The organism is Enterococcus silesiacus (assembly GCF_001886225.1).
In the GTDB taxonomy this organism is placed as follows: Bacteria; Bacillota; Bacilli; order Lactobacillales; family Enterococcaceae; genus Enterococcus_L; species Enterococcus_L silesiacus.
The window spans coordinates 1-24,484 of the sequence record NZ_JXLC01000019.1 but is presented as its reverse complement, the minus strand read 5'-3'; the positions used below and the strand labels follow the sequence as shown (position 1 = coordinate 24,484).

Sequence of the window (24,484 nt, the reverse complement as noted above, 5' to 3'; positions counted from 1 at the left end):
ACGTTACACCTCCTATTATCCTTGACGTTGTTTATGTTTTGGATTTGCTGGGCAAATGACCATAACACGTCCTTTACGGCGAATTACTTTACAATGTTCACACATTGGTTTTACTGATGGTCTTACTTTCATGATAATACCTCCCTGAATTTTACGGAGTACAATTATTTAAAGCGATAAGTGATTCGACCACGAGTTAAATCATATGGAGATAACTCTACAGTTACTTTATCTCCAGGTAAAATACGAATATAATGCATACGAATCTTACCGGAAACAGTAGCAAGAACTTGGTGTCCATTTTCTAGTTCAACTTTAAACATTGCATTCGGCAAAGTTTCGACGACTGTACCTTCGACTTCAATCATATCTTCTTTAGCCACGCACAGTACCTCCTTGTACTTGTTTCGCATTTTCACACGATAAAATGGCGGAAACTTCAGCCCCCACCTAGAATTTTCAATTAAACCTCTACAAAAAGGTAGAAGTCGGACTGATATATTCTATCATAAACTATTCTATTTGGCAAGAGAATCTGAATCAAACACAAATGGTAAGCTTGCGGCTAATCAGAAAACTATTTTTTTCCAATGATTTCTTTCACTTCTGAAAAAACAGTATCGATCTCGCGATTCCCATCTATTGTATGCAATACGTTTTTAGCTTTATAAAAATCTAAAATTGGCGCACTGCCTTTGATGTTGACTGCCAGACGGTTTTTGACCGTTTCAGGCTTGTCATCTTCTCTTTGATAAAATTCATGTCCGCCGCAACGATCACATGTTCCTTCTACAGTAGGAGGATTGAAAATCTTATGGTAAGTAGCGCCACACGAGCGGCAGATAAACCGACCAGCTAAGCGTTCCACCAAAATTTCTTCTTCAACATGGATGTCGATGACAGCATCAATTTTTTTATTTAATTCTACTAACATTTTATCTAATGCTTCTGCTTGATCCAAAGTCCGTGGAAAACCATCTAATAAAAAACCTTTATCAGTATCAGGTTCAGCCAAACGTTCTTTGACAATTCCATTTGTTACATCGTCAGGAACCAAAGCACCTTTATCGATATAAGATTTCGCTTCTAAGCCAAGAGCAGTTTCGTTTTTCATCGCTGCACGGAACATATCTCCTGTAGAAATATGCGGAATACCATAAGTATCCACGATCTGTTCAGCTTGAGTTCCTTTGCCTGCTCCAGGCAATCCCATTAAAATGAGGTTCATTTCATTTCCTCCTAATTTTAAAGGCTGGCTTTTGAAGCTAGCCTAGCGAGAGTTAAGGTCGCGACGGAAGTGTCTAGCTCCGAGAAATAAGAGGGAATTCCCCAAAATTGAAAATTTTAGTGAACTTCAGATTATTTCCGAAGGAGCTGCTTCTGTCCCGCCGTTTATGTGCTGAGGGATGAATCCTCAACACACGACTCCTACTTATTGATAAAGCCAACATATTGACGTTTCAACATTAAACCTTCTAATTGTTTTGCCGTTTCTAATGCAACACCAATCACAATCAGTAAGCTTGTTCCTCCAAGACCTATAGATTGCGGTAACTTCCAAATCATTTGCGCAATGATCGGCAGTAAGGCAACTAGACCTAGGAAAATAGAACCGACAACACTTAGTCTCATTAACATTCCAGAAATATATTCTTCTGTCCCTTTACCTGGTCGTACGCTTGGGATATAGCTTCCTTGTTTTTGCAAGTTTTCCGCTAATTTCTCAGGGTTAACTTGAACAAAAGCGTAGAAGAATGTGAAAGCGACGATCAGTACAGTATAAATAATTGCACCTGGAACGGTATTGTAACTAAAAATCTGTGTCATTACATCATACCAACCTTCACCAGCATAGCTTTTAGAGAAGGCTTGTAAAACAGCATTCGGCGTTGCAATCAATGAACTTGCAAAGATAACTGGGATAACCCCTGCAGCATTTACTTTTAACGGTAAATAACTACTAGTTGGCGCACCAGAAACACGTTTTGTATATTGGATTGGAATTTTTCGTTCTGCTTGCTGGAAAAATGTTACTAATGTAACAACAGCTAAAATTGCAATAATCAAAATCACAATAAAAATCACAGATTGCCAAATTCTAGAAGATTCAATATTGATAAAGTAATCCTCAGTGATTTCTTTGATACCTTCTGGTAAGCGAGAAATAATCCCCGCAAAGATAATCATTGAAACCCCATTTCCGATCCCTTTTTCAGTAATTTGTTCCCCTAACCAAGTAACAAACATTGTTCCACCAGTTAAAATCACAGCAATCATTGCATAGGTGCTCATATTAGGATTTTTTACGATCCCAACTGAACTTAATTGTTGAAATCCAGCAGTAATCCCAACAGATTGGGCAATACCTAAGAAAATCGTTAGGTATCTTGTCGCTTGATTCAATTTTTTACGTCCAACTTCACCTTGCTTTGACCATTCTACAAATTTAGGAACGATGTCCATTTGTAATAGTTGGATAATGATCGATGCTGTAATGTATGGCGAAACTCCCATCGAGAAGATAGAGAAGTTTTGCATCGCACTACCACTGACCATATTCAACATGTTTAAAAATGGTAAATTGCTTAAGTCTTGCAAACCTTTTGCATTTACGCCAGGTACAGTTATATGTGCACCTAAACGAAATACAAAAAGAATGAATACAGTAAACAAAATTTTTGATCTAATGTCTTTGACTTTAAAAGCATCTTTTAATAGTTTAAACATTAGATCACCTCGATTGATCCACCAGCTGCAACAATTGCTTCTTCTGCTGCTTTAGAGAATTTAGCTGCTTTCACAGTTAATTTTTTAGTTGTTAATTCACCATTGGCAAGAACTTTGATTCCAGCTTTTTCGTTTTTCACGATTCCAGCTTCGATCAAGCCTGCAGGTGTTACTTCAGTTCCATCTTCGAAACGATTTAAGACATCTAAGTTGATGACTGCATAATCTTTACGGTTGATGTTCGTGAAGCCGCGTTTTGGTAAACGACGGAATAATGGAGTTTGACCCCCTTCGAATCCTAGTCTTACACCACCGCCTGAACGAGCTTTTTGACCTTTTTGACCGCGTCCAGCAGTTTTACCATTACCAGATGAAGTACCACGTCCAACACGGTTACGTACTTGGCGTGAACCTTCAGCAGGTTGTAATTCATGAAGTTTCATTGGTTTGGCACCTCCTTAACAATGTACTATTGTAAATTAAACTTCTTCAACGTCCACTAAATGTGACACAGTGTTGATCATACCTTTGATTGCTTCGTTCGCAGGTTTCACAACAGAGCTGTTTAGTTTACCTAAACCTAGTGCTTTAACTGTATCTTTTTGGTTTTGAGGACGTCCGATAACGCTGCGTTTTAATGTAACTTTTAATTCAGCCATTATTTTGTCCTCCTTATCCTAAGATTTCTTCTACAGATTTACCGCGAAGTGCTGCCACTTCTTCGGCACGTTTTAATTGTTTTAACCCTTCAACTGTTGCGCGAACAACGTTGATTGGTGTATTTGAACCTAATGATTTTGATGTAATATCTGCTACACCAGCTAATTCCAATACGGCACGAACTGGTCCACCAGCGGCTACCCCAGAACCTTCTACTGCAGGTTTCATAAGGATACGGCCACCACCAAATACCCCGATCACTTCGTGAGGGATACTAGAACCAACCATAGGCACTTCAACTAAGTTTTTCTTCGCGTCTTCGATTGCTTTACGGATTGCTTCTGGCACTTCTTGTGCTTTACCAGTCCCAAAGCCAACGTGACCGTTTTTATCTCCCACAACAACTAGTGCCGCAAAGCGTAGACGACGTCCACCTTTAACAACTTTAGTTACACGGTTGATAGAAACCACGCGGTCTTCTAATTCCAAGTGTTTTGGATCAATATAAACCATGAATGGTGTTCCTCCTTCTCCTAAAATTCTAGTCCATTTTCACGCGCTGCTTCAGCTAAAGCTTGCACGCGGCCATGGTAAAGGTATCCACCACGGTCAAAGACTACTACTTTAACGCCTTTTTCAGCGGCACGTTCAGCGATTAATTTACCAACAGCTGCGGCTGTTTCTGTTTTGTTTCCACCTGAAATTTCTTTATCTAAGGCAGAGGCACTTGCTAGCGTTACACCCGCTACGTCATCAATGATTTGCGCGTAGATGTTTTTGTTAGAACGGAATACGTTCAAGCGTGGGCACTCAGCAGTACCAGAGATTTTGTTACGTACACGACGATGTCTCTTTTGACGTGTTTTGTTTTTATCTGGTTTTGTAATCACAATTGTCACCTCTTTATATTTGCTAGCTATTAAGCTGCGATAGACAACGGATCGTTATTTTCCAAACGTAGTTGAAAAATAACTCTCAAGTTGCTATTATTTACCAGTTTTACCTTCTTTACGACGTACGAATTCGCCAACATAACGGATTCCTTTGCCTTTATAAGGTTCTGGAGGACGAGTACCACGAATATTTGCTGCTAATTCACCAACGTGTTCTTTGTTAGCGCCTTTAACAATAACTTGTGTATTCGAAGGTACTTCTACAGTTACACCAGCTGGTGGTGTGATTTCTACTGGATGAGAATACCCAACGTTAAGAACTAATGTAGTCCCTTGCATTTGAGCACGGTACCCAACCCCGATAAGTTCAAGACCTTTTTCAAAGCCTGTACTTACACCAACAACCATGTTGTTGAAGTTCGCACGAGTTGTTCCGTGGATTGTTTTCATGTCTTTGCTATCATTTGGACGAGTGAATGTTACTTCGTTTCCTTCGATATTCATTGTGATATCAGCAGAAAATTCACGTGTTAATTCACCTTTAGGTCCTTTTACAGTAATGTTGTTTCCTTCTTGTTTGACTTCGACGCCAGCAGGAAGTACAACGATTTTATTACCAATACGGCTCACTTAGAGACACCTCCTTGTGTGTTTTTTTAAATTACCATACGTAGGCGATTACTTCGCCGCCGATGTTTTTAGCTCTTGCTTCTTTATCAGTTACAACACCTTCAGAAGTAGAGATAATCGCGATTCCTAGACCATTCAATACTTTAGGTACTTCGTCAGATTTGACATAAGCACGTAAACCTGGTTTAGAAATACGTTTTAAGTTTGTGATAACACGTTCTTCGTTTTTACCGTATTTAAGGAAAACACGAATCACGCCTTGTTTGTCATCTTCGATATATTCTACATCGCGTACGAAACCTTCACGTTTCAGGATTTCAGCGATATCACGTTTGATTTTTGACGCAGGCACTTCTAAGCTTTCATGTTTAACCATGTTTGCATTACGAATGCGCGTTAGAAAATCTGCAATTGGATCTGTCATGACCATTGAACTATTTACCTCCTTTATGCGAGTTTACTTGTTTACCAGCTAGCTTTCTTCACGCCGGGAATTTGACCTTTATAGGCAAGTTCGCGGAAGCAAATACGGCAAAGATGAAATTTACGATAAACTGAATGTGGACGTCCGCAACGTTCACAACGAGTATATGCTTGTGTTGAATGTTTTGCAGGGCGTTTGTTTTTAGCAATCATTGATTTTTTAGCCACGTAGTTCGCCTCCTTTTATTATTTTTGGAATGGCATACCTAATTGTGCCAACAATTCACGAGATTCTTCATCTGTGTTTGCTGTTGTTACAATAACGATGTCCATACCGCGTACTTTATCTACTAAATCATAATCAACTTCTGGGAAGATTAATTGTTCTTTAACACCTAAAGTATAGTTACCACGTCCGTCAAAGGCTTTTTTGCTTACTCCGTGGAAGTCACGTACACGAGGTAGAGAAACAGATACTAATTTATCTAAAAATTCGTACATTCTTTCTCCGCGTAAAGTAACTTTCGCACCGATTGGCATTCCTTCACGTAAACGGAAACCAGCGATTGATTTCTTAGCTTTAGTGATCAATGGTTTTTGACCTGTGATCAATGCTAATTCTTCAACTGCTTTATCTAAATTTTTTGCGTTTGAAACAGCGTCACCCACACCCATGTTAATAACGATCTTATCAACTTTTGGCGTTTGCATAACTGAACTATAATTAAATTTTTCCACTAATGATGGAGTAATTTCTTTAATATACTTTTCTTTCAGGCGGTTCATTTAGTAAGCCCCTCCTTCCTTTTAATCTATTTATCTAAGACTTCACCGGTTTTTTTAGAAACACGGACTTTTTTACCATCGACTTCTTTGTAACCTACACGACCAGCTACACCTGTTCCGTCAATCACCATTACATTAGAAACATGAATCGGCGCTTCGACTTCTAGGATTCCGCCTTGCGGCGCTGCTTGATTTGGTTTTTGGTGTTTTTTCATGATGTTAACACCTTCAACGATGACTTTGTCTTTTTTAGGAAACGCTGCTAATACAACGCCTTCTTTATTTTTGTCTTTGCCAGTGATAATTTTCACTTTATCGCCTTTTTTAACAAACATTACTGTTTCGCACCTCCTTTGATACGTGTCCTGATTATAATACTTCTGGTGCTAGAGAAACGATCTTCATGAAGTTGTTTTCACGTAATTCACGTGCAACAGGACCGAAGATACGAGTTCCACGCGGGCTCTTATCATCACGAATAATTACAGCAGCATTTTCATCAAATTTAATGTATGAACCGTCTGTACGACGAGCTCCTGATTTAGTACGAACGATAACGGCTTTTACGACTTCACCTTTTTTGACAACCCCACCTGGCGTTGCATGTTTAACCGTAGCAACAATCACGTCACCAATATTAGCAGTTTTACGTCCAGAACCACCTAGTACTTTAATCGTTAAGATTTCACGAGCACCTGAGTTATCTGCGACTTTTAATCGGCTTTCTTGTTGGATCACGATGTGTATCCCCCTTTCAGATTTTATGTTTCAATCTATATAGGAAAATCTCGTTTTTATTAGATAATAACTGCTTCTTCGACTACCTCTAGTAAACGGAAACGTTTTGTAGCTGATAATGGACGAGTTTCCATGATTCTTACGATGTCTCCAACTTTTGCAGTGTTGTTTTCATCATGAGCTTTGTATTTCTTAGAATATTTCATACGTTTACCATAAATAGGATGGTTTTTCTTTGTTTCTACGACAACTGTGATAGTTTTATCCATTTTGTCTGAAACAACACGACCTTGGTAAACTTTGCGTTGATTTCTTTCTTCAGTCATACGCGTTTGGCCTCCTTCCACTATTAGTTAGCTTGTTCACGCAATACTGTTTTGATGCGTGCAATCGATTGACGTACTTCTTGAATACGTGCAGTGTTTTCTAATTGACCTGTTGCTAGTTGGAATCTAAGATTAAATAATTCTTCTTTGAATTGCTTTTCTTTTTCAAGCATTTCGGCAGTGGTTAATTCTCTGATTTCTTTAACCTTCATTCGATTCACCACCCATTTCCTCACGTTTTACAATTTTGGTTTTCACCGGTAATTTGTGGGATGCAAGACGAAGTGCTTCACGAGCTACTTCTTCAGGTACGCCTGCGATTTCAAACATGATCTTACCACGTTTAACTGGTGATACCCAGCCTTCAGGTGCCCCTTTACCTTTACCCATACGAACACCGATAGCTTTACTTGTATATGATTTATGAGGGAAAATTTTAATCCATACTTTCCCGCCACGTTTCATATAACGAGTCATAGCAATACGGGCAGCTTCGATTTGACGGTTAGTAATCCAGTGAGATTCAGTTGCTTGTAAACCCCATTCACCAAATGCTACTTCTTTTCCGCCTTTGGCTTCACCACGCATTTTACCTCTAAATTCACGACGGTGTTTCACACGTTTAGGTACTAACATGATTATTTCCCTCCTTTCTCAGTGTTTTTTTTCGTTGGAAGAATTTCTCCACGGTAAATCCACACTTTAACTCCTAATTTTCCGTAAGTTGTGTCTGCTTCTTCCCATGCGTAATCAATATCAGCACGCAAAGTGTGAAGTGGAACTGTACCTTCAGAGTAACCTTCTGAACGAGCAATATCAGCACCGTTTAAACGACCTGATACTTGTGTTTTGATACCTTTAGCGCCTGAACGCATAGTGCGTTGGATCGCTTGTTTTTGAGCACGACGGAACGCAACACGGTTTTCTAATTGACGTGCAATTCCTTCGCCTACTAATTTTGCATCTAAATCTGGTTTTTTGATTTCAATGATGTTGATATGAACTCTTTTACCAGTCAATGAATTTAATGATTTTCTTAGGTTTTCGACTTCAGATCCGCCTTTACCGATAACCATACCTGGTTTAGCTGTGTGGATTGAAATATTCACACGATTTGCAGCGCGCTCGATCTCAATTGTAGACACAGCGGCATCAGCAAGTTTTGTCGCGATAAATTTACGGATTCTTAAATCTTCGTGCAAGAACTCAGCATACTCTTTTTCAGCATACCATTTTGCATCCCAGTCGCGGATGATGCCTACACGCATTCCTATTGGATGTACTTTTTGACCCACTGATTGTCCCTCCTCTTAATCTTTTAAGGTTCGGTAGTCACTATCTTTTAATACTCAGTATCAAAGATAATGATCCTCCTCTTATTAAGTGACGTCTGTTTAAAAACAGAATTATTTTTCTGATACGACTACTGTAAGATGACTTGTACGTTTGTTAATTGGTGATGCTGAACCTTTTGCACGTGGACGGAAGCGTTTCATTGTTGGTCCTTCGTTAACAAATGCTTCAGATACTACTAAGTTTTCAACGTCTAAGTCAAAGTTATTTTCTGCGTTAGCAACTGCTGACATTAAAACTTTTTCAATGATTCCAGCAGATTTGTTTGGCATGAATTTCAAAATTGAAATTGCATCCGCAACGCTTTTACCTCTGATAAGATCGATTACTAAACGGGCTTTACGAGGTGAAGTGCGAACTGTTTTAGCAGTTGCCTTAGCTGATGTAATTTGTTCTGACATTTGCATTTCCTCCCCTCAAAATTAACGTCTAGTTTTCTTATCGTCAGCTCCGTGGCCACGATAAGTTCTAGTTGGTGCAAATTCACCTAATTTATGTCCTACCATGTCTTCTTGAATGTATACTGGAACGTGTTTACGTCCATCATATACGGCAATTGTAAATCCAACGAATGTTGGAAAAATTGTAGAACGGCGAGACCAAGTTTTAATTACTTTCTTCTTTTCGGCACCTTGTTGAGCTTCAACTTTTTTCATTAAATGCTCATCAGCGAAAGGTCCTTTTTTCAAACTACGACCCATGGTGAACCTCCTCTCAAAATGTACGACACATGGTCAAAAAAATTATTTAGTACGACGACGAACGATAAATTTGTCGGATTTAGCTCTTTTATTACGAGTTTTCAAGCCGATAGCTGGTTGACCCCAAGGTGATACTGGAGCTTTACGTCCAATCGGTTGTTTACCTTCACCACCACCGTGTGGGTGATCATTCGGGTTCATTACGCTACCACGAACTGTTGGGCGTTTACGCATCCAACGAGAGCGGCCAGCTTTACCAATGTTGATTAATTCGTGTTGTTCGTTACCAACAGCACCGATAGTTGCACGGCAAGTTGCTAAGATCATACGAACTTCGCCTGAGTTCAAACGAATCAATACGTATTTGCCTTCTTTACCAAGTACTTGTGCACTTGTTCCAGCAGAACGAATCAATTGACCGCCTTTACCAGGTTTCATTTCAATGTTGTGGACAACAGTACCGACTGGAATGTTTTCCAATGGTAATGCGTTCCCTACTTTAATATCTGCATCAGTACCAGAAACAAGGCGCATGCCTACTTCCAATCCTTTTGGTGCTAGAATGTATGCTTTGATTCCATCTTCGTAATGTACTAACGCGATGTTAGCAGAACGGTTTGGATCATACTCGATAGTTTTGACAACCGCTACAACGTTATCTTTATTACGTTTGAAGTCGATCATACGGTATTGACGTTTGTGACCGCCACCTTGATGACGAACTGTAATACGACCATTGTTGTTACGACCGGCATGGTTTTTTAATGGCGCCAACAACGTTTTTTCAGGTGTTGATGTCGTGATTTCAGCAAAATCAGATGCTGTCATATTACGACGGCCATTTGTGGTAGGTTTATACTTTTTAATCGCCACGTCTTTTTCCCTCCCATTTAATAGTTAACATGGACTGCTTATTCAGCAGCATCGAAAATTTGAATTTCTTTTGAATCATCTGTTAATGTCACAACAGCTTTGCGACGTTTTTTTGTGTAACCAGCGTGTTTGCCCATACGTTTAAATTTAGGGCGCACGTTAATGATGTTTACGTTTTTAACTTTAACATCAAATGCTGCTACAACAGCTTGTTTTACTAAAGTTTTGTTCGCGCGAGTGTCCACTTCGAAAGTGTATTTCTTTTCGTCCATAGCAAGCATGGATTTTTCAGTGATCACTGGGCGTTTGATTACGTCTAGTAAGTTCATTATGCAAGCACCTCCTCAATTTGAGTAAGAGCAGTTTGTGTTGCCAATACTTTAGTATTAGAAACGATATCTAAAACACTTACGTTATCAGAAGTTACTACAGAAACGTTTGGTAGATTACGTGCAGACAACGCTGCAAAATCATTTCCTGTTTCTAAAACAACTAATACTTTCGCATCAATAGATAAGTTTGATAAAACTTGTTTGAATTCTTTTGTTTTTGGAGCATCAAAGCCTAACGCTTCAACTGCTACCAAGTTGTTTTCAGCAACTTTATCTGACAATACAGATTTCATTGCTAAACGACGAACTTTTTTAGGAAGTTTGTAGCTGTAAGAACGTGGTGTTGGTCCGAAGACTACGCCACCTCCACGCCATTGTGGTGAACGAATTGAACCTTGACGAGCACGACCAGTTCCTTTTTGACGCCATGGTTTGCGACCACCGCCACGAACTTCTCCGCGGTGTTTTACTGAGTGTGTACCTTGTCTTAATGAAGCACGTTGCATGATGATTGCATCGTAGACAACTGATTCATTAGGTTCGATTCCGAAAATCTCTTCGTTTAAAGTGATTTCACCATTTTGAGTTCCATCTTGTTTAAATAATGCTACATTCGGCATTCCTTAGTTCCTCCTTTCCCTACGCTTATTTAGCTTTCACAGCTGATTTGATTGTGATTAATGATTTTTTTGCTCCAGGAATGTTCCCTTTGATCATGATTACATTTCTTTCAGCGTCCACTTTAACAATTTCAAGGTTTTGAATTGTTACGCGGTTACCACCCATACGGCCGGCAAGTTTTTTATTTTTAAATACACGGTTAGGTGCAACTGGACCCATTGACCCAGGACGACGGTGGTAACGTGAACCGTGACTCATTGGTCCGCGGCTTTGTCCGTGACGTTTGATAACGCCTTGGAATCCTTTACCTTTCGAAGTTCCTGTAACATCAATAATGTCTCCTGCTTGGAAAACATCTACCTTAATTTCTTTACCTACTTCATATTCTCCTAGCTCAACATTTTTGAATTCCTTAATGAAGCGCTTAGGAGCCGTGTTTGCTTTTGCAACATGACCTTTCGCAGGTTTGTTTGATAAAACTTCACGTTTGTCTTGGTAACCGATTTGGATAGCTTCGTATCCGTCAGTCGCAACAGTTTTTACTTGTAAAACTACGTTTGGCGTAGCTTCAACTACTGTTACTGGAATTAATTCACCAGACTCAGTAAAGATTTGTGTCATTCCCACTTTTTTCCCTAAGATTCCTTTGGTCATGAGTACACCTCCATTGTCTTGATTTTATAGTTTGATTTCAATATTCACACCAGATGGTAAGTCAAGCTTCATTAAAGCATCAACTGTTTTTGGTGTTGGGTTCACAATGTCGATTAGACGTTTGTGCGTACGCATTTCGAATTGTTCGCGTGAATCTTTGTATTTATGAGTCGCACGAATAACTGTGTAAAGTGAGCGTTCTGTTGGTAATGGAATTGGTCCTGACACGTCAGCTCCAGTTCTTTTTGCTGTTTCCACAATTTTATCCGCTGATTGATCCAAAATACGGTGTTCATACGCTTTTAAACGGATACGAATTTTTTGTTTTGCCATCTTGTTCCCTCCTTCGCCTATTTTGAAAGTAGACATAGCTCCACGAAAATTTTTCCGTCACGCTCGTTCGTGGCAAAGCGTCCGGGCGTGTCGCAACCTCTCGTTTCTTAGCCGGTAGATCAAAAGCTTGATTTACCTATGCTTTTACACTTCTGTAAATAGCACCTTTGTAATTATATTATAGAAACATAGTAATAGCAAGGATTTTTTCAGAAAAAGATGACTTTTTTCCTGTAACCATTTTCTTGAAGAGTATTTTCTCTTTTATTGATTCATTCGATCAACAGCTTTACTCTTTATTATAGAAGGAAAATATTCTATGTACATTTTTGATCGAACCATATTTTGCACTTTCAGACAAAAAAGATGAGAGTGGAACCTCACTTTTTGAGTCAGGTTCCAATCTCATGCAATTCGGATCAATGGTGAACACCAGGTCAACCTCTTCTTATGCTTTTATTTCAACTCAAGCTTTTATCTCACCACACTATCCTTTTACTGCACGTCACTAATAATCTGTTCAATGTTCATATACTGGAAATCCTCTGGTTTTATAAAGACGATTTTTGACGTACATTTTTGTTGATCAATAATTTCCTGGATTTTTTCTTTGTATCGTGCAACTTGTGGTGTTAAAAGCAACACATCATAATCTTTGAATTCCAGTTTTTCCTGCACGCGGCTTACAGGTGCATAATCAATCACGTAATCCAAATGCTTTTTTCTAAGCGTTTCAAGTATTTTAGATACCAATAAAGAAGCGCTGATTCCAGCCTCACAAATAATTAATATATTTTTTTCCATGCCAAACCTCCTTAACTAAAATTCAGTATTGCTTCAAACAATCCCAGTAGACAAAGCAAGATTCATCGTAAACTAGCAAATCCTATCGGAGAAAAAGCGATATAAGTTAAAATAACGATGCCAACCAGCGCAACCGAAACAACTTTCGAATAGCGCCACGGTTTGATGTCAACTTTTGTATCAAATGAATCCAGCACAAAATTTCCGTCTGGTTTCAATTTGGAGATACCCAACATAATCACGACATCTAAAAAAAATAGAAGACTCAGCACATATAAGAAATGAATATCTTTAAGGAACACTTTTGATAACGCATACAATACAATATGGATTGCAATTGTTGATTTAGCCGCAATAGCAGTTGCCGTTTTTGAGTAAAAGGCAAATAGAATAATTACCAACAATGGCATATTGTACAGACCATTAAATTCTTGAACAAATTGATACAAACCTGCTGGCGCAAATGAAATAAATGGCGCAACAACGACCGAGATCACGCCAACTATGATCGTTACGATTTTTCCTGCTCGTGCGATTTGTTTATCGTCTGCTTGTTTATTGATCACAGGTTTGTAAAAATCAAGCGAGAATAACGTAGCCGTTGCATTTAAGGCACCCGCAAATGAAGATAAAATTGCTCCAAAGATCACTGCAGCAAAAACACCAAACAACGCTTGCGGTAAGACCTCAGTTACAAGATACGGATAGGCATTGTCTGGATTACTCATCAGTGCATCACCAAATATATTCCGAGCAACAATTCCTGGGAATACTAAAAACAAAGCGCCGAATACTTTGAAAATCCCGACAATAAAGGTTCCTTTTTGCGCTTCTGCCAGATTTTTTCCTGACAAAGCTTTTTGCACGATCATCTGGTTAGTACACCAGAAATATAAATTATTAAATAGCATCCCTGTAATCAATGTAGGCCACGGTACGATCGCTGAATCGATCGCCCCTACAGAATTAAGCAGCCAAGGTGTATGATCCACAATATAGTCGATCCCACCAATAAAATGACCATCGCCTAACTTCATGACACCCAAAATCGGTATCAACAAGCCACAAATCAACAAGCCTACACCGTAGACAGTATCACTATTTGCACTCAAGGATAATCCACCAATCAATAAATAGAGAATGCCGACAATACCGATGATTAAAGCAACTAAAATAATAGCGACGATCGGACGAACGCCTAATAATTCATCAATATGGAAAATTTTATTAAACACTAATGACCCTGAATATAAAACAACTGGTAAAAATGAAATCATATAGGTCACAATAAATAAAATTGAAATTACTCTTTTAGTCACTGTATCATAACGAATCTCAATAAAATCTGAAATCGTGTTAATGCCGTATTTAAAATATTTTGGTAAAAAGATGACCGCTAAAGCAACAATCGCAATCGCAGCTGTTACTTCCCAAGCCATTACTTCCATACCGGCATGATAACTTTGACCATTTTGACCAACAATTTGCTCGGTTGATAAGTTTGTCATGATAATTGAACCTGCGATCGGCAAGGCCGTTAAGCTTCTGCCGCCCATAAAGAAGCCCTCTGAACCAGAAGTGTCCACACCTTTTGCACGCCGATAAGCAAATAACCAGACACAGGCAACAATTACAACAAAACTGATGAGAGAAAATATATTCATATGCTCCCGCTCCTTCTTCGGTTTTAGTTATTCGTGATTTCACGAATATATTTTCTCGCCTTCACCGCATATTCAAAAGGATTGGCTTTGGCTGGATCTTGTTCTGCTTCAACAACGATCCACCCTTCATAACCGCTACTTTTGATTGCTTCCCAAACCGGCTTAAAATCGATCATCCCGTCTCCCGGAACAGTAAACACGCCTGCTTTAACTGCATTTAAAAAACTTTGATCTGTTGCTTTCACTTGTCCAGCGACTTCTTCTCGAATGTCTTTAAAATGGATGTGCTTGATTCGTTCTTGATAGGTTTGGTAGATAGAAATCGGGTCTTCACCTGAAAAAACTAGGTGTCCAGTATCGAATAGCAAAGAGACTTTTGCTGGATCTGTCATTTTCATTAGCTGATCAATTTCTTCTGTCGTTTGCACTCCAGTCCCCATATGATGGTGATAAACGATTGTCATACCTTTGGCATTCGCCAATTCGCCTAAGCGTTCTAAGCCAGAAGCTAGGTCTTGCCATTCTTGTGCAGTAAACACAGGTTTTTCTTTAAAAATAGGGATTCCCATCTGCCCTTGAATGCTGTGTCCTTGTTCTGAAACGACAATCACTTTGGCTCCCATAGCATGTAGAAAATTCATATGTTCAATAAAGGCTTTCTCTGTTTCCTCGTATGGCTTGATTGTTAAAAATGCGCTGAACCAGGCACTTGCCACTGATAGCCCCCGAATATCAAGGTACGGGCGCAAAACTTTCGGATCTTTAGGATACTTATTACCGATTTCTGTCCCAACAAAACCTGCTAAAGCCATCTCACTAATACACTGTTCAAACGTATTCTCTTTGCCAAGTTCTGGCATATCATCATTAGTCCATGCAATCGGCGCAATACCTAAACGGATTTTCGACTCATTCATTTTATTTTTTCTCCCCTTTCTAAGGAATGTTGCTTATATAGTTTCAATGGTAATCAATTGATTTGTCTCAAACGATTCTTTACATGCTAAAGCGACCTTAGTTGATTGAAGCCCATCATAGGCTGTCACTTCTGGCTGACGTTTTTCTCTAATACAAGCAATAAATTCTTTTGCTTCATTGATAAACGCTTCGCGAAATCTTTCTGGAAAATCCTGTGAGCAAGCCCGGACAACACCTTGTTTATTCATCACTGTTACTAAGTTTTTCTCTGGCGCTGCTGCCACACGTAACATGCCCTTGGTTCCAATCAATTCTGTTTCCACATGATAGCCATGGTGGCAATTTCGACCTGCGACTAAGATCGCCATCGCTTGATTTTCCAACTGCATCATGGCGGCTCCAGTCTCTAATTCTCCCACCTCATCTAACTCAGGATAAGCAGCATTTTTCCCGATTGCCCAGACTCTATCAACTTCTTTTTTCATAAACCAGCGAACTAAATCAATATCATGGATCGACATATCCATGAATATCCCTCCACTGTCACTGGCTCCTGCGAATTTCACGAAACTTTCCATGCCTGAGCTAGGATCAATGCTATAACAGCGCATTAGCGTCAACTCACCTAACGCTCCAGAATCTACTAGCTGTTTGGCATATTGATAGGAATCATCATAACGTCGCATAAACCCTAACATAAAGACTTGCTCCGGATGACTTTCAATCACTTGCGTAGTTTCTTTTATTTCAGCTAAATCCAATCCGATTGGTTTTTCGCTAAAAACATGTTTTCCATTTTCCATTGCTAATCGAATCTGTTCACAGTGAAACCCGGAAGGCGAAACAATGAACACGGCATCAATTGAAGGGCTCTTAACCATCTCTTCATATTTTTTATAGGTTTCTTCCACACCTAACTCTGTTACAGCGTAAGCTAATTCTTCTTGAACAACACTACAGGCCGCAACTAGTTGACAGCCTTGAACATTTTCGGCTAAGTTTTTTGCATGCACTTTGCCTAAGCGACCTAACCCGACGATTCCTACTTTAATTTTTTCCATTTTCAGCCTCCCAGTAATTTAGTTATAGATATTTTCACCTTATTTATATAAACTTGGACAATCAGGCAATTGAATCAGCGCGCGTTCTCCCGTATCTCTCGCTTGCCCACAGGCATCCATCGTAACCGCAGCAACATAGCCATCCCAAGCAGTCGGTCCCGTTAACTCACCAGACTGAATCGAACGAATCCATAACTCAAATTCATAATCATAGGCTTCAATAAAACGAGTTTGCCAGTCTAGCGCGATTTTAGTATAGTTTTTACCTTTTGATTTCACATGAGTATATGCTGGATCTTCTAACCCAATTTCACCAGTTTCACAAACAACCTCGCACTTGATATCGTAGCCAAACTGACAATTGACAAAGATTTCTAAATCGATATGAATGCCAGAGGTTGTTTCTAAAATCAGCATTTGCGGGTCATGCAATTTTTCATGCGTAAAACTTGTTTGCTTTGGCATGATCATTTGCGCAGAAACGTAATCTTCCTGAAGCAGCCAACGTAATGCATCGATTTCATGTATTCCCGTATTGATGATCGCCATCGGTGTATGATAGTTTTCGTCTGCGGTCGGATTTCTATGTGCACAATGCAGCATCAATGGTTCTCCGAATTTTTTTGTTTCGATCGCTTGCTTCAACTCTATATAGCCCCGATCATACCTTCTCATAAAGCCAACTTGAACTAATTTCTTTCCTGCAGCAATTTCAGCATCAACAATCCGTTTACACCCAGCGCTATCCGTCGCTAGAGGTTTCTCACAAAAAACGTATTTTTTATGTTTAATAGCTTCTAGTACGTATTTCTCATGTGTTGGATCCCAAGATGTTACCACTACAATGTCAACATTGGCAGAAGCAATCAATTCTTCTCCCGTTTCAAAAAAAACAGCATCAATTTGATCGGCTAAACTTTGTGCTTGTGTCACATTTATATCTGAAACTGCCGTAACATATGCACCTTGTACTTTTTCATTGATCCGTCTGATATGTTCGATTCCAATTGCACCTGTTCCGATGACACCTACTTTTAAATCCATTGTGTTACCTCCATTTTCTATTTTTTCACAAACCTGTCGGACAAGTTCTTTTATGCTTACAGTTGTATTCGCTTTCAATTCTATTCAACTGTTTATCTGCTCCTTTTAAAAGAAGCAGATAAACGACTTTTTTTAGAGTGTTAATATTTTTTAGCATTTTTCAACATTTCTTGGCTACGTTCATACGCAACATGAACGGCTGGGCTTTTTGAAACTTCTGCTACTCCTACATGCCACCAACTATCATAGCCGTCTGACATCGTTTTTGGTAAAACTTTTATGTCGATCAATGTGGACTTATCTTGTTTTTTAGCATCTTCCAATGCAGCAATAAGTGCTTCTTTCGTATTTGCACGATAGACTTTAGCACCATAACCTTCTGCAACTTTAGCATAATCAATTGACATGATTTGATTGTTATAGTCTCTAAATTCACATTTATAACTACCACTACCGTTGCCCATCTGTAAATTATTGATACAGCCGAAGCCTGAATTATCAAACAGTAGGATATTGATTTTTTGATGATACTGCAAGGCCGTGATCAATTCTGAGTGAAGCATCAAAAAGCTACCATCTCCGACCATAGCGTAAACCTCTTGTGACGGGCTAGCTAGTTTTACACCTAAGGCTCCGCCGATTTCATACCCCATACACGAATAACCATATTCTAGATGATACGTATTCGGAACAACCGAATTCCATAAGCGCTGCATATCCCCGGGTAATGAGCCAGCTGATGCAATAGCGATACTGTCTTTTTCAACAGTGTCATTAATTGCGAGAAATGCACTTGTTTGAGTAAGATCTGTATCCAGTGTATCCGCATACTCATTTAGAGTTTCCTGTGTAAATTGACCTTTGATCTCTGGCGAGAAATTAGTTCTTGAAAACGTAGTCTCACCCAGACGTTTTCGTTCAGCAGACCATTCTGTCTTCAAGTGTTGGATCGTTTCACCAAGTTCTGTTTGATACCCGATAAGCATCGGAGTTAACAACGTTAAACTCTCCTTCGCATCGCCAATAAGCTGGAAAGCATCAAATTTATACGCCTGCATTCGGTTAACATTAATGTTCAAAAATTTTGTTTCCTCATAGTCAAAGGCCGTTTTAGACGAGGTCGTAAAATCGGTGTAGCGCGTGCCGACTCCGATGATTAAGTCAGCTTGCCGAATGATTTTATTGGCTGCTAGTGTTCCTAAAACGCCAGTACCACCTAAATTATTAATAAAATCTGCCTCTACTGTTGCTTTTCCAGCAGGAGTTTCTACTAGCGGGATACCACATTGAGAAGATAGGCGTAGCAAAGCGTCACGCGCCTCTGAATATTTTGCGCCGCCGCCAACAATGATTACAGGTTTCTTGCTTGCCTCGATTCTTTCAACTGCACCTTCTAAAGCACGTTGAGCGGGTATTTGCCGATCGACATAATGAACTCTCTTCTTGAAAAAGTCTTCATCATAATCATAAGCCTCAGCTTCCGTATCTTGAGCAATGCAAATCGTTGCAGGTCCACACGTTGCAGGATTGGTCATCACTTCAAAGGCTCTGAGCAAACTACTCATCAACTGTTCCGGACGTTGGATCCGATCCCAGTATCTTGATACTGATTTAAAAGCATCATTTGTTGTTATCGCTGCACTCGTCTCGTGTTCTAATTGCTGTAAGACCGGATCAGGCTGCCTTGTAGCGAACGTATCTGCTGGCAATAGCAGTACTGGAATATTATTAGCAAAAGCGGTGGCTGCAGCTGTAACCATATTGGCTGAACCTGGCCCTGCTGATGCCGTCACTGCGAAAATTTTTTGTCGTAATTTTTGCCGACTATAGGCTACAGCCGCGTGAGTCATCCCTTGCTCATTTTTTCCTTGAAATACTTTTAAGTGACCTGGTTCTTCTTCAAGTGCTTGGCCAATTCCTAAGACATTTCCATGACCAAAAACCGTAAAGACTCCTTCAACAAAAGGAAACTCATTTCCATCAATATGAATATACTGCTGATTTAAAAATTTAATCAGCGCTTGGGCTGTGGTCAAGCGAATTGTTTTAACCATTAATTTCCCACCTCACTATTATCAAGATTGTTCTGAGATCAGTTGTTCTATTTCACTCACTGTTGGCATCGCTTCTGAGGAGCTATGCTTACTAACAACAATTGCAGCTGAAGCACTACCATATTTCAGTGCCGTTTCTATATTTTTTCCTGTATTCAATGCATACAAAAATGCTGCTGCATAAGAATCACCTGCTCCAAAGGTTTTCAGAACGTTCGTTTTGTAAGAACCTGCTTGATATATTCCACCGTCTTTTGTATAAGCATAAGAACCTGCCACCCCATGTTTGATCACAATCAATTCTGGGCGATACTGAAATAAATAATCAATCGTCAGCTGATTATTTCCACCTTTTTGCCCTTCCATTTCGTCATATTCATCTCTGGTACCAATCACAATATCGGCATTTTCAGCAACAATCGAATAATAAACTGCAACCTCTTCTGATGTTTGCCAAGTATATGGACGATAATCTAATTCAAATGCAACTTTTACTTGATTTTTTCTAGCGTAAGAAATAGCTTTTAAAACCGCCTCCCTAGATGGACTTTGCGCCAATGCAGTTCCAGAAACTAGTAACAGATCCGCTTGCTTAATATACTCCTCTTCAATTTCCTCAGGCGCCAAGTACAGATCTGCAACTTGGTCCCGATACATTAAAATACTACATTCTTCTGGGCTTTTGATCTCCGTAAAAGCCAGTCCAGCTTTATGTCCTTTTTGATCGACAAACATCTGACTTGTATCAATTCCAGCGTCATTCATAAATGATTCAATAAAACGTCCATGCTGATCGTCAGGAATTTTTCCTATAAATCCAACTCTTGCACCTAATTTAGCACTGCCAATGGCGATATTTGCAGGAGAGCCGCCTACATATTTTTTAAAAGTCAGCGTCTCTTCCATCGGTCGATTATACTCAACAGCATTTAAATCAATACACGCTCGACCAAGAGCGATTATATCAAATTTCTTTGTCATCTCTGCCACTCCCTCTATTTTCTAGTTAAAATCCATTCATGATCTGGATCATTATGAAACTGCCATTTTCTCGTAGGTCCGGCCATTATATTCAAATAATAAGAATCATAGCCATCTGGCACTCCAACTGGATGATAGCCTTTTGGCACAACGACGACATCACCATTTTCAACAGTCATCGTTTCATCAAGCAAACGATCATCAGTATAAACACGCTGAAAAACAAAACCTTGCCTAGGATTTAATTCATGATAATATGTTTCTTCTAATTTAGATTCCAACGGTAAATTATCCTGATCATGTTTATGCGGCGGATAACTTGACCAATTACCACCGTCAGTAAACACTTCAACAACCAATAAACGATCAGCATGTGGGCTTGTGTCTGGCAAAATATTATGCACTAAACGTTTGTTTTGGTATTTTCCGCGTTGCTCAACTGTGTTATCTGATGCTTTGATCAATACGGTAGGTTTGCTTTTCTCAGATGGAGCGTAACAAAGTACTATGCTTGCTTTAGAATTTGCTGTAATTTCAAATGAATGCTCTATAGAAATATAGATACTGTCCGTTGGAATTTTCTCAAAGACACTCTCACGTGTCCCGATTTCATCAAAAATCTGTTCACCATCTGTTACAGTTATTTTCCCTGTCAATGCAACAATACAAACCTCTTTTTTTCCTAAACTTTCTTGATAGGTGCTACCAGCTGTCATCTCAAGTACCTTCAGCTCAATATAGTGCAAAGCTGCATTTTTTTTATGGATATGCTGAAGTAATGAAGTTCCTTCATTCAACATTCTTGGAACGGGCTTATAGTTTAAACGGGCCATATTTACTCCTTCTTTCCAGTTAAATAGTCGCTTTAGGGTAACGAGCTGTAACTACTTTTTTACGCGTATAAAATTCCACACTATCTTTACCATTGGCATGTAGTGTGCCATAGAAAGAAGATTTCCACCCAGAAAATGGGAAAAATGCCATTGGTGCAGGTACCCCTAAATTGATTCCCAGCATGCCTGCATCAATATGTTCTCTAAAGTAACGAATCGCAGAGGCATTATTAGTGAATAAACAAGCACCATTTGCAAATTCAGACTGATTAGCGGTTGTAATTGCTTCTTTTAGATCTTTCACTCGGATAATCGATAATACTGGGGCAAAAATTTCATCTCGCCAAATCGTCATATCTGTTGTTACACCATCAAAAATCGTCGCTCCTACAAAATAACCATTATCTGGACTATTCTTTCTACCATCAACAATAAGCTTCGCACCTTCTGCAAGTCCTTTTTCAATATAGTTAAAGGTTCTTTTTTGATTTGCTTCCCGAATGACCGGACCTAAGAAGACACCATCATCCAATCCATTTCCTACTTTGATTTCTGTAGATTTTTCCTGCAATTTATTAATAAACTTGTCTGCTACTGCTTCTTCAACGGTTACAACAGCACAGGCCATACAGCGTTCACCAGCAGAACCAAATGCTGCTGATACAATATTTGTCACCGCATCATCTAAATCTGCATCTTTCAAAACGATCGAGTGGTTTTTAGCACCAGTGAGTGCTTGTACTCGTTTTAGATGTTTACTTCCCTGAGTATAAACATATTTCCCAACTGGCTCCGACCCAACAAAGGAAATCGCTTTCACTTCTGGGTGTTCTATCATTCCATTAACTATATCATGTGCCCCATAGACAATATTAAATACGCCCGCTGGCAAACCAGCTTCTGTAAATAGTTCCACCAATCGCTCTGTCAGTAAGGGTGTTCGTTCTGATGGCTTTAAGATAAACGTATTTCCACAAGAAATCGCCATTGGAAACATCCAACACGGAACCATCATCGGAAAATTAAAAGGAGTGATTCCTGCTACAACACCAATCGGATAACGATAATTAGCTACCTCTACATCTGTGGCAATTGATGCTAAAGAGTCCCCCATCATTAAGGTTGGGGTTCCTGCTGCAAATTCTACGTTTTCAATGCCGCGTTGTACTTCTCCTAGTGCTTCATTTAGGTTTTTTCCATTTTCCAACGTGATCAATTTCGCTAATTCCTCTTTATGCTTAATCAATAGTTGTTGATAGTTAAATAGAATTCTTGCACGCCTTGGCACCGCTACTTCCTTCCAGGTCTCAAAAGCTTGTGCCGCAATTTTGACCGCTTCTTCCAAATCTGCTTTCGTAGATAAGGGTACCTCACACAATATCTCTTTTGTAGCTGGATTATAAACTTTTTCGTACGACTGAGTCTGACTCGCTACCCAGTTTCCTCCAATATAATTTTTTAATCTCCGTACCTCTGTCATCTATGCGTCCTCCTTGTTCTCTATTTAAAAATCAACGTATTGGTAACATCTTGATGATGTTTGGTTAACTTTTGATTACATTGTACAATTGCAATGTTAGATAGTCAACCTATTTATAATAAAAAAACCTGTTCCTTTTCAGTAATTCTTGATTACTTCCTTATTCCAACTAAAAATAAAAAGATAATTTCTGGTTAATTACCAAAGGTATTTGGTTACATGTTGATTACATCTAGACCCTATGTTATAGTGACGTTAATAACACAAAGTGGAAAGGTTAGCGCATATGAAATTACAACGCATTCAACAAATTGAAAACTATATACAGCAACAAGGAAGTATCTCTCTTGATGAGCTTTGTCGTGTTTTCAATGTTTCTAAAAATACCATTCGTCGAGACATCAATGAATTGGAAAAAAGAGGGACGTTGAAAAAGGTCTATGGGGGTGTGGTCTACGTAGAGAATAATTTGGTTTCTTTTGAAAATCGAAATATTCACAACCAAAAGGAAAAAGAATCGATCGGGGCACGTGCTGCTTTACTAATTGAAGAAAACGACTTAATTTATATCGACTCAGGCACAACCACCAGTCAGATTTTAAACAATGTGAACCCAGAGCTTCCGTTCACCTTACTGACAAACAATCTTGATATCATTAACTTAGCTGCAGCAATGAACAATGTCCAGCTCATCCTGATCGGAAATAGCTATAAAAGAAAAACTCGATCTTTTGTGGGAATCGAAGATGAAGCCGTAGTTACAAGATACAATATAAATAAAGCATTTATGGCAGCTACCGGCGTATCGATTACAAGCGGATTAACTAATTCAGATTTAATGGAATACCGCATAAAAAAAATGATCGTCCAAAGAGCCAAAGACATTTATCTGCTTGCAGATAGTTCAAAGTTCGATCATTCTACGCTGCTTACTTACTCACCTCTAGAAAGTATCAAGGGGATCGTTACAACAAAAGAGCTTCCACAAAAGTATGTAGATTTTTGCGACTTGCATACGATCGAACTTTTATATAGTAATTAGTAACGGAAAAAAGGAGGAATCTACTTGCCACTACTAAAATTTGATATGGTCGAAGGCCGCAGCAAAGAAGAAATACAGGCGATTCTGGATGTTGCTCATTCCGCAGTTTTAGAATCTTTTAAAGTCCCAACGGGCGATAGATATCAAATCGTTACTCAACATAAACCTTTTGAAATGGTGATGGAAGACACCGGTCTAGGTTTTAAACGAGAGCCTGAAAAAATGATTTCATTAACTGTTATTAGCCGCGAACGACCTACAGAACAAAAGAAAATGTTTTATTTTCTACTTTCTGAACAACTAGAGGAATTGTGTGGTATTGCACCCGAAAACTTACTTGTTTCATTTGTCATCAACAATGATTCAGATTGGAGCTTTGGGTACGGTAGAGCACAGTTTTTAACAGGAGAACTTTGAAAGGTAAAGAGCGTGGGACAAAACTAAAGATCAGTTTTGTTTCGCGCTCTAAATCCGAATAAACGGCGAGAAAAAAGCAGCTCCTTCGGAAATAAGCTGAACGCTTTTTATACGAAAACTAAACCCTTAAAAAAAC

Annotated in this window: 36 protein-coding genes; 2 read left to right on the top strand and 34 right to left on the bottom strand. The window is 39.2% G+C overall.

Features of this window, described 5'->3' with window-relative positions; all coding sequences use genetic code 11:
• Nucleotides 1-15: 15 nt before the first annotated feature.
• The 34 genes from rpmJ to RV15_RS12530 form a co-directional block, all read right to left on the bottom strand.
• Nucleotides 16-132 (bottom strand): 50S ribosomal protein L36, encoded by a 117-nt coding sequence (gene rpmJ / locus RV15_RS12695; protein WP_002288710.1) that lies wholly within the window; start codon nucleotides 130-132, stop codon nucleotides 16-18.
• Between the two features lie 32 nt (nucleotides 133-164).
• Entirely contained in the window at nucleotides 165-383 is a 219-nt protein-coding gene (gene infA, locus RV15_RS12690) for a translation initiation factor IF-1 (RefSeq protein ID WP_002356224.1), read from the bottom strand.
• 194 nt (nucleotides 384-577) lie between these two features.
• The gene (locus RV15_RS12685) at nucleotides 578-1,228 is read right to left on the bottom strand and encodes an adenylate kinase (protein ID WP_071878403.1); all 651 of its coding nucleotides are present in this window, start codon (nucleotides 1,226-1,228) and stop codon (nucleotides 578-580) included.
• Between the two features lie 200 nt (nucleotides 1,229-1,428).
• Entirely contained in the window at nucleotides 1,429-2,727 is a 1,299-nt protein-coding gene (gene secY, locus RV15_RS12680; RefSeq protein ID WP_071878402.1) for a preprotein translocase subunit SecY, read from the bottom strand.
• On the bottom strand, nucleotides 2,727-3,170 hold the full coding sequence (gene rplO / locus RV15_RS12675) for a 50S ribosomal protein L15 (RefSeq protein ID WP_025869791.1): 444 nt from the start codon (nucleotides 3,168-3,170) through the stop codon (nucleotides 2,727-2,729). The genes secY and rplO overlap by 1 nt, the downstream gene beginning before the upstream one ends.
• Nucleotides 3,171-3,206: 36 nt before the next feature.
• Complete coding sequence (rpmD, locus tag RV15_RS12670; protein ID WP_010761673.1) at nucleotides 3,207-3,386, bottom strand: 50S ribosomal protein L30; 180 nt, start codon at nucleotides 3,384-3,386, stop codon at nucleotides 3,207-3,209.
• Between the two features lie 13 nt (nucleotides 3,387-3,399).
• Entirely contained in the window at nucleotides 3,400-3,900 is a 501-nt protein-coding gene (rpsE, locus tag RV15_RS12665; protein ID WP_010761674.1) for a 30S ribosomal protein S5, read from the bottom strand.
• Nucleotides 3,901-3,920: 20 nt separating this feature from the next.
• Nucleotides 3,921-4,277: a 50S ribosomal protein L18 gene (gene rplR / locus RV15_RS12660; RefSeq protein WP_010761675.1), complete on the bottom strand. Its 357-nt coding sequence runs from the start codon at nucleotides 4,275-4,277 to the stop codon at nucleotides 3,921-3,923.
• Nucleotides 4,278-4,373: 96 nt separating this feature from the next.
• Nucleotides 4,374-4,910, bottom strand: coding sequence for a 50S ribosomal protein L6 (gene rplF / locus RV15_RS12655; RefSeq protein WP_071878401.1), 537 nt, complete (start codon nucleotides 4,908-4,910; stop codon nucleotides 4,374-4,376).
• Between the two features lie 31 nt (nucleotides 4,911-4,941).
• Nucleotides 4,942-5,340, bottom strand: coding sequence for a 30S ribosomal protein S8 (rpsH, locus tag RV15_RS12650; RefSeq protein WP_010761677.1), 399 nt, complete (start codon nucleotides 5,338-5,340; stop codon nucleotides 4,942-4,944).
• 35 nt (nucleotides 5,341-5,375) lie between these two features.
• Nucleotides 5,376-5,561: a type Z 30S ribosomal protein S14 gene (locus tag RV15_RS12645; protein ID WP_002356214.1), complete on the bottom strand. Its 186-nt coding sequence runs from the start codon at nucleotides 5,559-5,561 to the stop codon at nucleotides 5,376-5,378.
• A gap of 18 nt (nucleotides 5,562-5,579) precedes the next feature.
• The gene (gene rplE / locus RV15_RS12640; RefSeq protein ID WP_071878400.1) at nucleotides 5,580-6,119 is read right to left on the bottom strand and encodes a 50S ribosomal protein L5; all 540 of its coding nucleotides are present in this window, start codon (nucleotides 6,117-6,119) and stop codon (nucleotides 5,580-5,582) included.
• A 26-nt stretch (nucleotides 6,120-6,145) separates the two neighbouring features.
• Complete coding sequence (gene rplX, locus RV15_RS12635; RefSeq protein ID WP_010761679.1) at nucleotides 6,146-6,454, bottom strand: 50S ribosomal protein L24; 309 nt, start codon at nucleotides 6,452-6,454, stop codon at nucleotides 6,146-6,148.
• A 34-nt stretch (nucleotides 6,455-6,488) separates the two neighbouring features.
• Nucleotides 6,489-6,857 (bottom strand): 50S ribosomal protein L14, encoded by a 369-nt coding sequence (gene rplN, locus RV15_RS12630; protein ID WP_010761680.1) that lies wholly within the window; start codon nucleotides 6,855-6,857, stop codon nucleotides 6,489-6,491.
• Nucleotides 6,858-6,916: 59 nt separating this feature from the next.
• Nucleotides 6,917-7,183 (bottom strand): 30S ribosomal protein S17, encoded by a 267-nt coding sequence (rpsQ, locus tag RV15_RS12625; protein ID WP_010761681.1) that lies wholly within the window; start codon nucleotides 7,181-7,183, stop codon nucleotides 6,917-6,919.
• A gap of 23 nt (nucleotides 7,184-7,206) precedes the next feature.
• On the bottom strand, nucleotides 7,207-7,395 hold the full coding sequence (gene rpmC / locus RV15_RS12620; RefSeq protein WP_010761682.1) for a 50S ribosomal protein L29: 189 nt from the start codon (nucleotides 7,393-7,395) through the stop codon (nucleotides 7,207-7,209).
• On the bottom strand, nucleotides 7,385-7,819 hold the full coding sequence (gene rplP, locus RV15_RS12615) for a 50S ribosomal protein L16 (RefSeq protein WP_002356208.1): 435 nt from the start codon (nucleotides 7,817-7,819) through the stop codon (nucleotides 7,385-7,387). Before rplP ends, rpmC begins: the two co-directional genes overlap by 11 nt.
• A gap of 2 nt (nucleotides 7,820-7,821) precedes the next feature.
• Nucleotides 7,822-8,478 carry a 30S ribosomal protein S3 gene (gene rpsC, locus RV15_RS12610; RefSeq protein ID WP_010766221.1) on the bottom strand — a complete coding sequence of 219 codons (657 nt, stop codon included), beginning with the start codon at nucleotides 8,476-8,478 and terminating at the stop codon, nucleotides 7,822-7,824.
• A 111-nt stretch (nucleotides 8,479-8,589) separates the two neighbouring features.
• Nucleotides 8,590-8,937 (bottom strand): 50S ribosomal protein L22, encoded by a 348-nt coding sequence (gene rplV / locus RV15_RS12605; RefSeq protein ID WP_010761685.1) that lies wholly within the window; start codon nucleotides 8,935-8,937, stop codon nucleotides 8,590-8,592.
• A 21-nt stretch (nucleotides 8,938-8,958) separates the two neighbouring features.
• A complete protein-coding gene (gene rpsS, locus RV15_RS12600) occupies nucleotides 8,959-9,237 on the bottom strand; it encodes a 30S ribosomal protein S19 (RefSeq protein WP_010761686.1) in 279 nt (92 codons plus the stop codon).
• Nucleotides 9,238-9,279: 42 nt separating this feature from the next.
• Nucleotides 9,280-10,110, bottom strand: a complete 831-nt coding sequence (gene rplB / locus RV15_RS12595) for a 50S ribosomal protein L2 (RefSeq protein WP_071878399.1) — start codon at nucleotides 10,108-10,110, stop codon at nucleotides 9,280-9,282.
• 38 nt (nucleotides 10,111-10,148) lie between these two features.
• Nucleotides 10,149-10,439: a 50S ribosomal protein L23 gene (gene rplW / locus RV15_RS12590; RefSeq protein ID WP_010761688.1), complete on the bottom strand. Its 291-nt coding sequence runs from the start codon at nucleotides 10,437-10,439 to the stop codon at nucleotides 10,149-10,151.
• The gene (gene rplD, locus RV15_RS12585) at nucleotides 10,439-11,062 is read right to left on the bottom strand and encodes a 50S ribosomal protein L4 (RefSeq protein WP_071878398.1); all 624 of its coding nucleotides are present in this window, start codon (nucleotides 11,060-11,062) and stop codon (nucleotides 10,439-10,441) included. Before rplD ends, rplW begins: the two co-directional genes overlap by 1 nt.
• Before the next feature lie 25 nt (nucleotides 11,063-11,087).
• Complete coding sequence (gene rplC / locus RV15_RS12580; protein WP_071878397.1) at nucleotides 11,088-11,717, bottom strand: 50S ribosomal protein L3; 630 nt, start codon at nucleotides 11,715-11,717, stop codon at nucleotides 11,088-11,090.
• A gap of 24 nt (nucleotides 11,718-11,741) precedes the next feature.
• Entirely contained in the window at nucleotides 11,742-12,050 is a 309-nt protein-coding gene (rpsJ, locus tag RV15_RS12575) for a 30S ribosomal protein S10 (protein ID WP_002389727.1), read from the bottom strand.
• A gap of 495 nt (nucleotides 12,051-12,545) precedes the next feature.
• Nucleotides 12,546-12,854 (bottom strand): PTS sugar transporter subunit IIB, encoded by a 309-nt coding sequence (locus RV15_RS12570; RefSeq protein ID WP_071878396.1) that lies wholly within the window; start codon nucleotides 12,852-12,854, stop codon nucleotides 12,546-12,548.
• 62 nt (nucleotides 12,855-12,916) lie between these two features.
• Complete coding sequence (locus RV15_RS12565; protein ID WP_071878395.1) at nucleotides 12,917-14,518, bottom strand: solute:sodium symporter family transporter; 1,602 nt, start codon at nucleotides 14,516-14,518, stop codon at nucleotides 12,917-12,919.
• A gap of 23 nt (nucleotides 14,519-14,541) precedes the next feature.
• Nucleotides 14,542-15,435: a myo-inosose-2 dehydratase gene (iolE, locus tag RV15_RS12560; RefSeq protein ID WP_071878394.1), complete on the bottom strand. Its 894-nt coding sequence runs from the start codon at nucleotides 15,433-15,435 to the stop codon at nucleotides 14,542-14,544.
• A 33-nt stretch (nucleotides 15,436-15,468) separates the two neighbouring features.
• Nucleotides 15,469-16,497: an inositol 2-dehydrogenase gene (gene iolG, locus RV15_RS12555; RefSeq protein WP_071878393.1), complete on the bottom strand. Its 1,029-nt coding sequence runs from the start codon at nucleotides 16,495-16,497 to the stop codon at nucleotides 15,469-15,471.
• Nucleotides 16,498-16,536: 39 nt separating this feature from the next.
• Nucleotides 16,537-17,541 carry a Gfo/Idh/MocA family protein gene (locus RV15_RS12550; RefSeq protein WP_071878392.1) on the bottom strand — a complete coding sequence of 335 codons (1,005 nt, stop codon included), beginning with the start codon at nucleotides 17,539-17,541 and terminating at the stop codon, nucleotides 16,537-16,539.
• 140 nt (nucleotides 17,542-17,681) lie between these two features.
• A complete protein-coding gene (gene iolD, locus RV15_RS12545) occupies nucleotides 17,682-19,595 on the bottom strand; it encodes a 3D-(3,5/4)-trihydroxycyclohexane-1,2-dione acylhydrolase (decyclizing) (RefSeq protein WP_071878391.1) in 1,914 nt (637 codons plus the stop codon).
• A gap of 21 nt (nucleotides 19,596-19,616) precedes the next feature.
• Nucleotides 19,617-20,576: a 5-dehydro-2-deoxygluconokinase gene (gene iolC / locus RV15_RS12540; RefSeq protein ID WP_071878390.1), complete on the bottom strand. Its 960-nt coding sequence runs from the start codon at nucleotides 20,574-20,576 to the stop codon at nucleotides 19,617-19,619.
• 14 nt (nucleotides 20,577-20,590) lie between these two features.
• Complete coding sequence (gene iolB / locus RV15_RS12535; RefSeq protein ID WP_071878389.1) at nucleotides 20,591-21,409, bottom strand: 5-deoxy-glucuronate isomerase; 819 nt, start codon at nucleotides 21,407-21,409, stop codon at nucleotides 20,591-20,593.
• 19 nt (nucleotides 21,410-21,428) lie between these two features.
• Entirely contained in the window at nucleotides 21,429-22,889 is a 1,461-nt protein-coding gene (locus RV15_RS12530; RefSeq protein ID WP_071878388.1) for a CoA-acylating methylmalonate-semialdehyde dehydrogenase, read from the bottom strand.
• Between the two features lie 286 nt (nucleotides 22,890-23,175).
• Here RV15_RS12530 and RV15_RS12525 point away from each other — a divergent pair, with 286 nt between their 5' ends.
• A complete protein-coding gene (locus RV15_RS12525) occupies nucleotides 23,176-23,931 on the top strand; it encodes a DeoR/GlpR family DNA-binding transcription regulator (protein ID WP_071878387.1) in 756 nt (251 codons plus the stop codon).
• Between the two features lie 24 nt (nucleotides 23,932-23,955).
• Entirely contained in the window at nucleotides 23,956-24,348 is a 393-nt protein-coding gene (locus tag RV15_RS12520; RefSeq protein ID WP_071878386.1) for a tautomerase family protein, read from the top strand.
• The last annotated feature ends 136 nt before the right edge of the window (nucleotides 24,349-24,484 follow it).

Excerpts from the sequence above, each read along its gene's own strand:
- rpsJ (WP_002389727.1), bottom strand. The coding sequence starts at position 12,050 with ATGGCAAAACAAAAAATTCGTATCCGTTTAAAAGCGTATGAACACCGT.
- rpmC (WP_010761682.1), bottom strand. The coding sequence starts at position 7,395 with ATGAAGGTTAAAGAAATCAGAGAATTAACCACTGCCGAAATGCTTGAA.
- rpsH (WP_010761677.1), bottom strand. The coding sequence starts at position 5,340 with ATGGTCATGACAGATCCAATTGCAGATTTTCTAACGCGCATTCGTAAT.
- rplE (WP_071878400.1), bottom strand. The coding sequence starts at position 6,119 with ATGAACCGCCTGAAAGAAAAGTATATTAAAGAAATTACTCCATCATTA.
- rplP (WP_002356208.1), bottom strand. The coding sequence starts at position 7,819 with ATGTTAGTACCTAAACGTGTGAAACACCGTCGTGAATTTAGAGGTAAA.
- secY (WP_071878402.1), bottom strand. The coding sequence starts at position 2,727 with ATGTTTAAACTATTAAAAGATGCTTTTAAAGTCAAAGACATTAGATCA.
- rpsQ (WP_010761681.1), bottom strand. The coding sequence starts at position 7,183 with ATGACTGAAGAAAGAAATCAACGCAAAGTTTACCAAGGTCGTGTTGTT.
- rplW (WP_010761688.1), bottom strand. The coding sequence starts at position 10,439 with ATGAACTTACTAGACGTAATCAAACGCCCAGTGATCACTGAAAAATCC.
- iolE (WP_071878394.1), bottom strand. The coding sequence starts at position 15,435 with ATGAATGAGTCGAAAATCCGTTTAGGTATTGCGCCGATTGCATGGACT.
- RV15_RS12550 (WP_071878392.1), bottom strand. The coding sequence starts at position 17,541 with ATGGATTTAAAAGTAGGTGTCATCGGAACAGGTGCAATTGGAATCGAA.
- rplX (WP_010761679.1), bottom strand. The coding sequence starts at position 6,454 with ATGTTTGTTAAAAAAGGCGATAAAGTGAAAATTATCACTGGCAAAGAC.
- iolB (WP_071878389.1), bottom strand. The coding sequence starts at position 21,409 with ATGGCCCGTTTAAACTATAAGCCCGTTCCAAGAATGTTGAATGAAGGA.
- iolD (WP_071878391.1), bottom strand. The coding sequence starts at position 19,595 with ATGGTTAAAACAATTCGCTTGACCACAGCCCAAGCGCTGATTAAATTT.
- rpmJ (WP_002288710.1), bottom strand. The coding sequence starts at position 132 with ATGAAAGTAAGACCATCAGTAAAACCAATGTGTGAACATTGTAAAGTA.
- rpsE (WP_010761674.1), bottom strand. The coding sequence starts at position 3,900 with ATGGTTTATATTGATCCAAAACACTTGGAATTAGAAGACCGCGTGGTT.
- RV15_RS12565 (WP_071878395.1), bottom strand. The coding sequence starts at position 14,518 with ATGAATATATTTTCTCTCATCAGTTTTGTTGTAATTGTTGCCTGTGTC.
- RV15_RS12570 (WP_071878396.1), bottom strand. The coding sequence starts at position 12,854 with ATGGAAAAAAATATATTAATTATTTGTGAGGCTGGAATCAGCGCTTCT.
- rpsS (WP_010761686.1), bottom strand. The coding sequence starts at position 9,237 with ATGGGTCGTAGTTTGAAAAAAGGACCTTTCGCTGATGAGCATTTAATG.
- iolG (WP_071878393.1), bottom strand. The coding sequence starts at position 16,497 with ATGGAAAAAATTAAAGTAGGAATCGTCGGGTTAGGTCGCTTAGGCAAA.
- RV15_RS12685 (WP_071878403.1), bottom strand. The coding sequence starts at position 1,228 with ATGAACCTCATTTTAATGGGATTGCCTGGAGCAGGCAAAGGAACTCAA.
- rplD (WP_071878398.1), bottom strand. The coding sequence starts at position 11,062 with ATGCCGAATGTAGCATTATTTAAACAAGATGGAACTCAAAATGGTGAA.
- rplC (WP_071878397.1), bottom strand. The coding sequence starts at position 11,717 with ATGACCAAAGGAATCTTAGGGAAAAAAGTGGGAATGACACAAATCTTT.
- rplO (WP_025869791.1), bottom strand. The coding sequence starts at position 3,170 with ATGAAACTTCATGAATTACAACCTGCTGAAGGTTCACGCCAAGTACGT.
- RV15_RS12530 (WP_071878388.1), bottom strand. The coding sequence starts at position 22,889 with ATGACAGAGGTACGGAGATTAAAAAATTATATTGGAGGAAACTGGGTA.
- RV15_RS12525 (WP_071878387.1), top strand. The coding sequence starts at position 23,176 with ATGAAATTACAACGCATTCAACAAATTGAAAACTATATACAGCAACAA.
- iolC (WP_071878390.1), bottom strand. The coding sequence starts at position 20,576 with ATGACAAAGAAATTTGATATAATCGCTCTTGGTCGAGCGTGTATTGAT.
- rpmD (WP_010761673.1), bottom strand. The coding sequence starts at position 3,386 with ATGGCTGAATTAAAAGTTACATTAAAACGCAGCGTTATCGGACGTCCT.
- rplV (WP_010761685.1), bottom strand. The coding sequence starts at position 8,937 with ATGTCAGAACAAATTACATCAGCTAAGGCAACTGCTAAAACAGTTCGC.